Raw genomic sequence first — 11,967 nt, 5'->3', positions numbered from 1 at the left:
CGGGGGGGGGCGAAGGGGGGGCGGGCGCGCCATTATGCTATTTCGAGTGGCCGGACCAACTAGGTCGTTTCGATAAATCGATATTTCACACCCTCTGGGGAGGTATGGAGGTTCGGGGATACATGGACTTGCTCTAGCATGGCTACCCCGCGATGTACATGCTGCCGGTCTCAGCGGAGGTGACGGTTCCGCAACCGCTACCTTCGATCATTCGCCCCCCGCTATCCAACAGATTGTCTTCAACCGCCGCGTAGCAAATGTTCAAGATGTAGGCCTCTCGCCGAATGGTCCTCGAAGATGTCGGCGATGGTACGTAACTTGAGGCTCGGAATACCCGGACGCGAAAATTTTCAGACTGAAGCACGGGCGGTGGCTTAACGCTGCTGATGAGTATGCGCTCGTGCTTAGCGCATACTCGGCATCGAAAGAGGGGTGTTGTCGCCGGTCACGCGGTGCGACTTCGGGCGTGCCGCCGCTATCGGAGTCGTCGGACCGACCTAAGAAGGGAGAGCAGACGGATCGTGACGAGGCAACGGCCCGCGTCGGTCGACCGGTAGGGGAGAGGGAGAGACGGGGGAGAGCCCCCGACGATACACAGAACTCCAGCGCGGCGGCTTCGACTTATCGAGCCGCCGCGCTCGTCCGCTTACAACGCCTGACGTACCGCTTGCACCGCCGCGCGCACCTGCTCCGGTGCCGTACCGCCCGGGTGATTGCGGCTCGCCACCGAACCTTCCAGCGTCAGATACCCAAACACGTCCTCGCCGATCAAATGCGCGACGTTCGGCAACTCGCCACGCATTTCATCGAGCGTCAGATCGGCCAAATCGCAGCCGCGATCGACGCAGACCCGCACCGCATGCGCCACCGCCTCATGGGCATCGCGGAACGGCAAACCGCGCTTGACCAGATAATCGGCCAAGTCCGTCGCCGTCGAAAACCCTTGCAGCGCCGCGGCGCGCATTGCCTCGGGTTTCACCGTGATACCCGCCACCATCTCGGCAAAAATCCGCAACGTATCGGCCACGGTATCGACCGTGTCGAACAGCGGCTCTTTGTCTTCCTGGTTGTCCTTGTTGTAGGCGAGCGGCTGGCCCTTCATCAGCGTCAGCAGCGCCATCAAGTGGCCATTCACGCGGCCCGTTTTGCCGCGCGCGAGTTCGGGCACGTCGGGGTTCTTTTTCTGCGGCATGATTGACGAACCGGTGCAGAAGCGGTCGGCCAGATCGATGAAGCCCACGCGCGGGCTCATCCACAGCACGAGTTCTTCCGACAAACGCGAAACGTGCGTCATGACGAGCGCCGCCGCAGCCGTGAATTCGATCGCGAAGTCGCGATCGGACACGGCGTCGAGCGAGTTGGCGCAGATACCGTCGAAGCCGAGCGTCTTCGCCACCGCGTGCCGATCGATCGGGTAGCTCGTGCCGGCCAGCGCCGCCGCGCCGAGCGGCAGGCGATTGACGCGTGTGCGGCAATCGCGCATGCGTTCGGCATCGCGGCCGAACATTTCCACGTAGGCCAGCAGATGATGGCCGAACGTCACCGGCTGGGCCACCTGCAAGTGCGTGAAGCCCGGCATGATCGTTTCCGCATGTTGCTCGGCCAGATCGACCAGGGCCGTACGCAAATCCTTGATGAGACCGCCGATGCGGTCGATCTCGCCGCGCAGCCACAAGCGGATGTCGGTGGCGACCTGATCGTTGCGCGAGCGGCCCGTATGCAGCCGCTTGCCGGCATCGCCGATCAGCGCCGTGAGACGCGCTTCGATATTCAGGTGGACGTCTTCGAGATCGAGCTGCCAGACGAATTCGCCGCGCTCGATTTCGCCCTTGATTTGCGCCATGCCGCGCTCGATGGCCTCGAGATCGGCCGCGGCGATGATCTTTTGGGCGGCCAGCATCTTCGCGTGCGCGAGGGAGCCTTCGATGTCGACGAGCGCCATTCGCTTGTCGAAGAACACCGACGACGTGTAGCGCTTGACGAGTTCCGACATCGGCTCCGAGAAGCGAGCCGACCAGGCTTCGCCTTTTTTGTGCAGTTGAGACGTCATGATGATGGGCGGTGAAAAAGGTAGGCCGAAGCGGCGGATAAGCCGTCGATTTTATCACCGCCGGCACCCCCGCTAGCCGCCGGGGCAACTCGGCCGACAACAGCCCGGCATCGCCACGCCATCGCCACGCCACGCCACGCCATCGTTACGCCATCGTTACGCCATCGGCACGGCGACGCGAGGCGACGCGAGGCCGAGAGGCGCCCGCCCGCTCGCGACGCCAGCGCCGGAGCGGACTCAAGCCGTCGCCATCAACGAGCCTTCGCAGACGACAGGGCCGGTCGGACCGTCCGGGCGCCTCGAGCCGCCCATCGGTTCGACCGAGACGGCGATCTTCGCATAGACGTTCATGCCATGCACCTTCATCGAAACGACCTCGCCGGCCGGCAGCATCCCAAGCGACACCATCTTGCCGTCGCGCATCACGCCCCAGAGCTGCTCGCTCTTGCCGGGCGGCGGCGCGTTGCCGCCTGTCATGCGGTGCACGCTCACCATCGCGTTCTTGTCGTCCCACATCACGAAGGCCATCGTCGGGCTCTTCGGCTGGTCGGGCGGCACGAGCGCCGCGACGTAGGCCACGCGCTCGATTTTCGCCGCGCTCGGGCTCGGCAGTGTGGTCTGTGCCGTTTGCTGAGTCGGCGCCGAAGGCGCGCCCCCGGGGGCGAACGGCCGCAGCGTCACCGCCAGCGCGACGACGGCAGCGAGCGCGAGGCCCGTCGCGCCGATCGACCACCCGCGCCAAAATGCCAAGGAGTCGAACCAGCGTGTGCGGGCTTTGCCGAGCGCAGCGCGCACGGCGTCCGCCCTCGCAGCCGTGTGCGCGGGCGTTGTGGCCCCGCGCGCGGCGGCGGCCAGGCCGAGCCTGCGCTCGACGCCTTGCCAGACGCTGGCCGGCGCCGCGACGCTCGGCGCGAGTTCGGTCATAGCGCCGATGCGCTCCTGCCAGCTTTCGATGGCTTCGCGCACACGAAGGTCGCGGCTCGCGAGCGCCTCGAAGCGCTTGCGCGCGCCGCCGCGCAACACGCCCAGCGCATATTCTCCGGCGAGACGGTCGATGAGGTCGGGATAACGGTGCAAGTCCATGTCAGTCTCCCGCCCGGCCGCCCGAAGCGCGGCCGACGGCCCCTCGGGAGGAATGGAACGGCGTGAACGTAGGGGTTGTCATCTCACTGGGCCCCCATGCAAATCTTCAGTTTTTCGAGGCCGCGCCGCACCCACGACTTGATCGTGCCGAGCGGCACCGCCAGTTGCTCGGCGATCTCGCTATGGCTTTGATCGCGCAGATAGGCGAGCGCGACGGCCTGGCGCTGGCTCGCGTCGAGGCGCGACATGCAGATCGCAAGCCGCTTCGCTTGTTCCGACAAAAGCGCCGATTCGGCCGGATCGCGCTCGTCGCCGGCGATGACTTCGTCGAGCGTGTCGGTCCATTCGGTCGTCATGGCGGAGCCGTCGGATGCGCCGGCCTTTTGCCGGCGTAGGAAATCGAGCGCGCGGTTGCGCACGATCGCCGACATCCAAGTGAGCGGTGCCGCCAGCGCCTCGCGGTAGTCGCCCGCGTAGCGCCAAATGTTGACGAACGACTCCTGCAACGCTTCCTCCGCCCATTCGCGCTTCACCAATATACGCAGCGCAACGCCAAACAGTTTCGCGCTGGTGAGTTCGTAAAGCGTGCGCAGGGCGCCGGCGTCCCGTTCGGCGACACGGGCCAGCAGCGCCGCCAGCACGGGCGGCGTCGGTTCGTTGGGTAATGTGGTCATAAGGCGGCGTCGGGGCCGTCGTGTACGTTGGGCGCTATCTTACCGCCTGCGCGCGCCGGCGCAGACACGCCGCTCGGCTTTCAGGCTCGGACCAGCACGACGAGCAGCAAATCCTCTCGATGGGCGGGGCGCAGCGTGATTTGGTCGTAGACGATGCGGCCGTGCCGCGGATGATCGAACGCGCGCGAGCCGCCTTCGCGCTCGCCGACATCTTGCGACGCCCAAAATTGGCCGAATGCCTCGCTATCCGCACTGAGGGCGTCGATCAGCGCCCGCGTGGGGCCATCATTCAGATGACGGATCGAATCCGCGCGGAATTCGGCGACGAGCCGGCGCGCGCGCGTCTCCCAATCGACGATCAGTTTGCGCGCGGCCGGCTCCGTGAACGTGAAGCGCAACAAGTTGCGCTCGCGCGCGGGGTCGGGCGGGCCGTCGAGCCAACCGACGAAGAGTTCGGCCGCGTGGGCGTTCCAAGCGAGCGCGTTCCATTGCCGATCGAGGACATAGGCGGGCGCGCCGACGAGTCCTACCGTCGCGATGAGCGCCGCCGGTGCATCGTTCGCAGCCGGGGTGGGCTCGGCGGGATCGCGCTCGCCGGCGAGTTCGAACAGGTAACCGCGCTCGGCACGCGATAAGCGCAGCGCGACGGCAATGCGCGCGAGCGCGTCGGCCGAAGCCGATACCGGGCGCCCTTGCTCGATCCAGGTGTACCACGTGGGGCTCACGCCGCACATTTGCGCGACTTCCTCCCGGCGCAACCCCGGCGTACGGCGCCGCGGGCCCGGCGGCAGACCGACGGCGGCCGGCGTGAGGCGTTCGCGGTGGGCGCGGATGAATTCGCCCAGGGCGCGTGCCGGCGTGGCTTCCAGCGGCGCACTCGGCGAAGCGGGTGCGTTCGGCGAAGCCGGGCCGCCGGGCGCGGCCGGCGTTTCGGGCGATCCGGGCGCCGCGCGATGCGTACGCGAACGAGAGGGCTCTGCGGTAGTCATGTTGGTCGATCGAACGGGTAAATCGGCGAATCGGCTGGTGGCAAACGCGGTGCAATCGAAGCCGGGTACATCGGATACCAGAATAGTTGCTAGGCTTGTACCGGTACCTGGCTGGCCCTATTGTAACGGGACGCGTGGTCGATAGGCAGTCTCGCCGCTCGATTGACACCGTACCCGCCGGGTTTCCGGCTTCGCTTTCCCATTCGCCGCCCAGGAGCGCATCGATGAAACATGACGATCAGGTCGCCGACGCATTCGGCACGACCGCCGCCGCTTATTTGACGAGTCAGACCCATGCGAGCGGCGCCGATCTGGGAACGCTGGCCGGCGAAATCGCCGCCACGCCCCATGCCGACGTGCTCGATCTCGGCTGCGGCGCCGGCCACGCGAGCTTCGCGTGTGCGCCGCATGCGCGCTCGGTGCTGGCCTACGATCTCGCCGAACCGATGCTCGCGACGGTGGCGTCGGCCGCGCGCGAGCGCGGTTTGACCAACATCCGCACACAGCAAGGCGCGGCGGAGCGCTTGCCGTTCGGCGACGGGGCGTTCGACTGGGTGGTGAGCCGGTTCAGCGCGCATCATTGGCACGACGTGCCGCAGGCGTTGGCGGAAGTGCGCCGCGTGCTTAAGCCGGGCGGACGGGTGCTGTTCATCGACGTGGTCGGTGCCGAGCATCCGTTGCTCGACACGCATTTGCAGGCGGTCGAATTGCTGCGCGACGGCTCGCACGTGCGCAACTACCGCGTGGGCGAATGGCTTGCCCTCTTTGCCGCCGCGGGTTTCGCGGCGAGCGCGCGCGAGCGCTGGCGCCTGCCGATCGACTATGCGTCGTGGATCGCGCGCATGCGCACGCCGGCCGAGCGAGCCCAGGCGATTCGCTCGCTGTGGGCGAGCGCACCCGACGAGGTGCGCGAATATTACGGCGTGCAGCCCGACGGCTCGTTCATGCTCGATGTGGCGATGGTCGAGGCGCGCTGAGATCGCCGCACGCGACGATGGGAACGCAAGCGTGCGCGCGCCTGCGTTCCCGCGCAGCTACGTGAATTAACCATCAACGCGCGAGCGCCGCGTATTTCGCGGCCCACGCTTGCGCCCATTGCGGCAGGGCCTCGGCGGGCATCGGCGGGCCGACGAAGCTGCCTTGCGCGACGTCGCACGACAAATCGCGCAGGACGTTCCAGTCTTCGACGTCGTCGATGCCATGCGCGACGGTGCGCATGTTCAATTGACGAGCGAGCAGCAGGCTCGCCTTGACGATCGCGTTGAGCGACGAGTCCCGGCTCGCGCCATGCACGAAGCCGCCGTCGAGCTTCAATTCGTCGAACGGCACATCGCGCAGGTGCACCAGCGACGATTGCGCGGCGCCGAAATCGTCGATGAGCAGGCTGATGCGCTTCAAGCGCAGCCGCGTCAGCACGTCGAGCGAAACGAGCCGATCGCGGGTCATTCGAGTTTCGTTGATTTCGAGCACGAGCCGCGATAACGGAAAGTGCGCGTGCGCGGCCGCATCGACGATGAAATCCGGGAAGTCGAGCGCTGCCAGGTCATCCATCGACAAATTGATGCCGATACGAAAATCGTCGCCCAGGCTTTGCCAGTGGGCCGCTTGTTCGAGGGCGGACGGCAAGAGCGTGCGCGTCAGATCGTTCAGGATGCCGTAGTAGGCCTCGCTCGCGAGCAAGCGGTCGGCCGGCACGAGCCCGTCGCGCGGATGCTGCCAGCCGATCATCGCTTCGACGCCCGTCACTTCTCCGGTGGCGAACGCGACTTGCGGTTGATAGCAGGTCACGATTTGCCCCGCGGCGATCGCCGCGCGCAGCTCGTCCGGCAGGTAGGCGTCCGGCGCCTCATCGGCACGGGCGGGCGGCTCGACGCAGTGCAAGCGCTGCTGCAATTGCTCGCGCGTAGCCGGTTTCGCGAGCGACCCGAGCACGTGCAGACCGCGCGAGTACGCGAGCTTTTCGGCGCTCTTCAAAATGCGCGTGTCTTCGCCGCTCACGAGGACGACTTGACCGTCATAACCGCGCTGCACCAATTGGCGCAGGAATTCGACGCCGTCCATGCCGGGCATCTGCAGGTCGGTGAACACGACGTCGACCTGATGATCGTCGCCTTCGAGCACCGCAAGCGCTTCTTGTGCGTGCTCGTACGGGAGGATGTCTTCGTAGCCGAGCGCCGCCAGTTGCCGCACCAGCACTTTAAGGACGAACGGCTCGTCGTCGACGACGAGAATTTTGCGGGGGCGTTTGCTTGGCTCCATGTCCTGCACCACGGTTCGTTGCAGATTGCTACGCGTTGCTCGCGATTCACGCCGCCGCCAACGCCGGCAGGAACTGGCGCAGCTTTTCGTGCAGCGTGTTCTTGTCGAACGGTTTGACGAGAAAATCGGCGGCACCGGCTTTCAGGCTGTCGACGACGATGTTGCGCTCGCTATGGCCCGTCACCATGAGGACGGGCACGTGGCCGAACTGGCCGATCGACTTGATCTTGCGCGTGGCTTCCACGCCGCTCGTATCGGGCAGCCCGACGTCCATCAAGACGAGGTCGGGCTTGTGCTCCCACATCTGTTCGAGCGCTTGCGCGCCGCTGTCGGCGAACAGGACGTCGATATCGAGCCCGTTCATCAAGCGGCCGATCAGCTTTTGCTGGAAGCCGTCGTCTTCGACGATGAGTACGGCGAGCCGCTTCGGTGGGGCCGATGCGGCCTTGGGCGCCGCGCTCTGCGTAGGCGCGGCGGCCTGTGCCGCCTGCGCTGCGGCCGCGGGCGGGCGTCCCGCCACGGTATCGGTCTCGGCTTCGACGGGGGCGGCGCGCGCGGGCCGCGGCGCGCTCACACCCATCGGGGCGGCGCGCGGCGCGATGTCGCCCGCCTGTTCCTTGGCCGCCATGATCCGCAGCGCCTGATGCACGGACATGCGAATGCGCGGTGCATCGTTGGTCGCCGGCCAGAACAGCACGTAATCGTCGAAGTGACCCAAGCTGCACAGGTCGTAGACGTTCCACACGTCGTGCTTGTTGCACAGCACGACGACGCGATGACGCGTTTCGTGCACGACGGTACTGAGCCGATACAGCCCGATGTAGTAGCTCTGCGCCGCCTCCAGCGTATCGAAGGCCAGCACGAGTACGGCAGGGCGGTGCGCTTCGAAGTCTTCGACGGCAAACTCGGCTTTCGTCGATAGCCGCACGTTGTGGAATTCGTCCTGCAATAATTTGCCGACGAGTTCCGCATCGGCCACCGATTGGCTCGCGACGAGCACGGCCGCGCGCTTGGGCGTCAGATCGTTGAGTTCCATGATGATGGGTCCCCGGTCTAAGGTATTTCAGTTGTCCTGGTTATTTCGATTCCACGGCCAGTAGCTGATCGAGCGCTTGCTCGACCGCCGCCAATGCCGCATCGAACTGCTTGGCCCAATTGGCTAGCAGGGCCAGATCGCCGGCCTTTCCGGCGTTTTCGAGTTCGGCGCACAGATCGCCGAGTGCCAGCGCGCCCACGGAGCGCGACGACGATTTGAGTTTATGAGCGATCGCACCGGCTTCCCGGCCCCGACCCGCGTCGCAATGCGTCCGCAATTCCGCAGCTAGCCGTCCGACGGACTGCTGATAGTCGGAGAGCAGTTCGCGCACGGTCTCGGGATCGTCGCCGACGATGCCTTTAAGCACATCGATATCGACCGCCTGCGCGCGCGTCGGTACCGGCTCGGGCGCCGGGGGCGCGGGCTCGGCGTCCGCGCTTGCCTGCACGGGAAAATGCGAATCGAGCACGGCTTGCAAGCGAGCGAGCTGCAGGGGCTTGGTCAGATAGCCGTCCATGCCGACCGCCTTGGCTCTGGCCGCTTCGCCCTGCACGGCATTGGCCGTGAGCGCGACGATCGGCAAGCGCGTGCCCGCGGATTCCTCTCGGCGTATCGTTTCGACGAGTTCGTAGCCGTCCATCTCGGGCATGTGCAGATCGGTCAGCAATAGCGCGTAACGATTGGCGCGCCAGAGCGCGAGCGCCTCGCGCCCGTCGCCGGCAATTTCGGCAACGTGCCCGAGCAGCGCGAGTTGGCGCAGGATCACCTTCTGATTGATCGCATCGTCTTCCGCCACGAGAATCAAGCGCCCCAGTTCGCGCGCCTGAGCGATCGACAGTGCCGGGCGGTTCGCGCCCAGGCCCGCGCTACCCGAACCGGACGCGCCCAGGCCTCTGGCACCGCCGTTCGAGAGGGCGCGATGGTCGTCGGCGGCCGCCTCGCCGATCTCGAAGGGCAGGCTCACCGTGAACGTCGAACCCACGCCCACTTCGCTTTGCGCCGAGACGTCCCCGCCCATCAATTCGCACAACCGTCGGCAGATCGCGAGGCCCAGCCCCGTGCCGCCGAAGCGCCGGGTCGTCGATGCCTCCGCTTGCGTGAACGGCTTGAACAGCTTCGGCAGCGTGTCGGCCGACATGCCGATGCCGTTGTCGTCAACATGGAAGCGGATCTGCACGCGGCTCGCGTCGTGCGGATGCGGCGTGGCCTCGACGGCGACGCTGACGGCGCCGGGCTTGTCGGGACGCCCGCCCGAGAATTTGATGGCGTTGCCGACGAGGTTGTAGAGCACTTGCCGAAGGCGCGTGTCGTCCGAGAGCACGACCTTCGGCAGTTCGGGCGAGACCGACTTGGTCAGTTTGACCCCGGCCCGCTCGGCCACGGGGGTGAGCGATTGGCACAGCCCGTCGACCAGATGCTTGATGGACAGCGGCACGCGTTCGATATGGAGCCGGCCCGCCTCGATCTTCGAGAAGTCCAGAATGTCGTCGATGAGCGTGAGCAGGGCGTTCGCCGATTCGCGGATCGTCGTGACCATGTCGCCCTGGTCGGTCGACAGCGGCGATTGCGAAAGCACTTCGATCATGCCGATGACACCGTTCATCGGCGTGCGGATTTCGTGACTCATCGTCGCGAGGAACGCGCTCTTCGCGCGCGAGGCCGCTTCGGCGTCGGCGCGCGCCTGCTCGAGCTGCTGCGTGGCGCGGCGGCTTTCGGTGACGTCGCGCGCGGTCGCGTAGACAAGCCCTTCGAGCTGAATCGCTTTCCACGAAAGCCAGCGCGTGCTGCCGTCTTTGCAGACATAGCGATTTTCGAACTGATCGATCGGCTCGCCGGGCCGGCGGCTGTCGATTTCGTGCATCGTGCGCGCGCGGTCCTCGGGGTGCACGAATTCGATGAACGGACGCGAGAGCAGTTCGTCGGCGGACCAGCCGAGCACCTTCGTGAAGGCGGGGTTCACGCGCTTGAACCGGCCGGCCGGATCGGCCAAGCAGGTCAGATCGAGCGACAAGTCGAACAGCCGGTCGCGCTGCGTTTCGGCATCCTTGCGGCTCGTGATGTCTTGCAGCATGACGAGCGCGCCGCGCACGCCGTCGAGTTCGTACGGCACGGCGGTCATTTCGCCGATGAACGCGCTGCCGTCGAGCCGCAGCCATTTCTCTTCGCGCGCCGGCACGGCGGTGAATCGGCGCAGCAGGCGGCCGATGCGTTCCTCGATGACTTCGCGATGCTCCGCCTGCACGAACTCGGCGATCGACAGCCCGCGAATCTGGGCGGACGAATAGGCGCCGAGCATTTCGAGCGCTTTCGGATTGGCGAAGGCGATCTTGAACTCCTGAATGAGGAAGACCGCATACGGCGAGAGTTCGATCAATTGCCGGTAGCGCGATTCGCTTTGCATGAGCGCTTGTTCGTTCGCGTGCTCGTGGGTCACGTCGCGAATGAGGGCGACGAGGCCGCGCGAATCCGCACCGCGTCGCTCCACGCGCATTTCGTAGACGCTCGCAAAGGGCGTGTCGAGATGAAACACCGCGCTTGCCGAGTGCTCGGCCACCGCGCCGTCGAGCATGCGCGCGAACTGGCGGGTCTTGCCGTCGCGTTCGGGGCCGCCGTCGTCGCGGAAGAACGCCTGCGCGATCAGTTGGGGCGTGGCGGCGGCGATTTCCTCGTCGCCCCAGCCCAGCAGCTCCAACACGCGCGGGTTGTAGCCGTCGATGTGTCCGCTGGCGGACAAGCCGAGCGCGGCATCGGGAATCGCTTTGAACAGCGCATCGGCCCGCCGCGCTTCGATCGCCTTGCGTTCATGCGCTTCGCGCTCGCGGCTGGACGCGGCTTGCAGGCGGCGGAACAGCCGCCCTTGGTTCGTCTCCGCCGCGAGAATCAGCACCGTCAGCACAATGCCGGCGATCACGAGCGCGAGCGTGCGCAAACGGAACGCGGAAAGAAATTCCGCGTTCGAGAAGCCGACCATCACCACCAAAGGATAATCGGGCAGCGTGCGATAGCTGATGCTGCGCCTCACGTGATCGATTGGGCTCAGCGCGTCGAAGTGGCCGTTCGGCGACGCGTCGAGCGCAAGGCGCAGCGGCGAATTCTGCGGGATGCGCAGCCAATCGAGATTGCTGCGATCGCCGCTTCGGCGGGCACGAATCTCGAAGTCGCGGGTACCGACGACCGAGACGAGGCCTTCATGTCCGAGCCGCAGCGTGTCGTACAGTTCGGTTAGGTACGAAGGCGGCATCGAGATGACGATGACGCCTAGAAAACGGCCCTGCGGGTCGTTCACGCGTTCGGACAGTTGGATCGACGTTTCGCCGCTGATCCGCCCGATGACGGGCAAGCCCACGAACAGACGCGTGCTCGAGTCGTCGATATGGACGCGGAAATGCTCTCGATCCGAAAGATCGATCGGCTTGAAATCCGCAAGGGTCGAGGCGCGCAACACCCCGTGTTTGTCGATCACGGAAACTTGAACGAAAACGTCGGGATCGAGCAGACCCGAATGGACGTACTCGCCGAGCGGCACGTCGACGCCGCCCTGGCGCACGAGCCAGGCGACGACGGAGGCGACTTGGTTGGCTTCGCGCAGCACGCGCGACGTATGCGAGGCGAGCGCATCGGCGAGGGCATCGGCTTGCAGACGCTCGTTCGCGATTTCCGTTTTGGCATCCCATGTGGAAAATGCGCCGAGCGCGAGCCACAGGGCCAAAATCAAACCGAGCGCGGTCGCGTGGCTCACGCGAAAGGCGTGCGCCACTTTAGCCAGGGATCGAGGAAGCGTTGAAGCGTTAATCATATTCGAGGTGCATTTTTTACCGCCTTCGCGCGTGGCGAAACGGCTGCGACGCACGCCGGAAAGCGATGGCGTCGATACCC

The 11,967-nt window shown here is 65.9% G+C and carries 8 protein-coding genes; 1 reads left to right on the top strand and 7 read right to left on the bottom strand.

The genetic code is table 11. The features are described 5' to 3' along the window. Positions 1–646: 646 nt before the first annotated feature. The 4 genes from argH to ACTHN9_RS28715 form a co-directional block, all read right to left on the bottom strand. On the bottom strand, positions 647–2,050 hold the full coding sequence (gene argH / locus ACTHN9_RS28730; RefSeq protein ID WP_440540224.1) for an argininosuccinate lyase: 1,404 nt from the start codon (positions 2,048–2,050) through the stop codon (positions 647–649). Positions 2,051–2,287: 237 nt separating this feature from the next. Further along, the gene (locus tag ACTHN9_RS28725; protein ID WP_440540223.1) at positions 2,288–3,133 is read right to left on the bottom strand and encodes an anti-sigma factor; all 846 of its coding nucleotides are present in this window, start codon (positions 3,131–3,133) and stop codon (positions 2,288–2,290) included. Positions 3,134–3,216: 83 nt separating this feature from the next. Next, a complete protein-coding gene (locus ACTHN9_RS28720; RefSeq protein ID WP_440540222.1) occupies positions 3,217–3,807 on the bottom strand; it encodes a sigma-70 family RNA polymerase sigma factor in 591 nt (196 codons plus the stop codon). Positions 3,808–3,887: 80 nt separating this feature from the next. Next, positions 3,888–4,796: an MmyB family transcriptional regulator gene (locus ACTHN9_RS28715; RefSeq protein WP_440540221.1), complete on the bottom strand. Its 909-nt coding sequence runs from the start codon at positions 4,794–4,796 to the stop codon at positions 3,888–3,890. A 224-nt stretch (positions 4,797–5,020) separates the two neighbouring features. On the opposite strand from ACTHN9_RS28715, the gene ACTHN9_RS28710 reads away from it, so the two are divergent. After that, on the top strand, positions 5,021–5,773 hold the full coding sequence (locus tag ACTHN9_RS28710) for a class I SAM-dependent methyltransferase (RefSeq protein WP_440540220.1): 753 nt from the start codon (positions 5,021–5,023) through the stop codon (positions 5,771–5,773). Positions 5,774–5,846: 73 nt separating this feature from the next. Here ACTHN9_RS28710 and ACTHN9_RS28705 read toward each other — a convergent pair whose 3' ends face one another. Genes ACTHN9_RS28705 through ACTHN9_RS28695 form a run of 3 tightly spaced genes read right to left on the bottom strand, consistent with a single transcriptional unit; the run spans position 5,847 to position 11,830 of the window. Continuing rightward, the gene (locus ACTHN9_RS28705; RefSeq protein ID WP_440540219.1) at positions 5,847–7,055 is read right to left on the bottom strand and encodes an EAL domain-containing response regulator; all 1,209 of its coding nucleotides are present in this window, start codon (positions 7,053–7,055) and stop codon (positions 5,847–5,849) included. Positions 7,056–7,101: 46 nt separating this feature from the next. Next, positions 7,102–8,091: a response regulator gene (locus tag ACTHN9_RS28700; RefSeq protein ID WP_440540218.1), complete on the bottom strand. Its 990-nt coding sequence runs from the start codon at positions 8,089–8,091 to the stop codon at positions 7,102–7,104. Between the two features lie 40 nt (positions 8,092–8,131). Next, entirely contained in the window at positions 8,132–11,830 is a 3,699-nt protein-coding gene (locus ACTHN9_RS28695) for a PAS domain S-box protein (protein WP_440540217.1), read from the bottom strand. Positions 11,831–11,967 lie beyond the last annotated feature (137 nt).

It is taken from the genome of Trinickia sp. (assembly GCF_051953405.1).
In the GTDB taxonomy this organism is placed as follows: domain Bacteria; phylum Pseudomonadota; class Gammaproteobacteria; order Burkholderiales; family Burkholderiaceae; genus Trinickia.
Note: the sequence above shows the minus strand (reverse complement) of the source record. Positions and strands in the feature narration are given on the sequence as shown.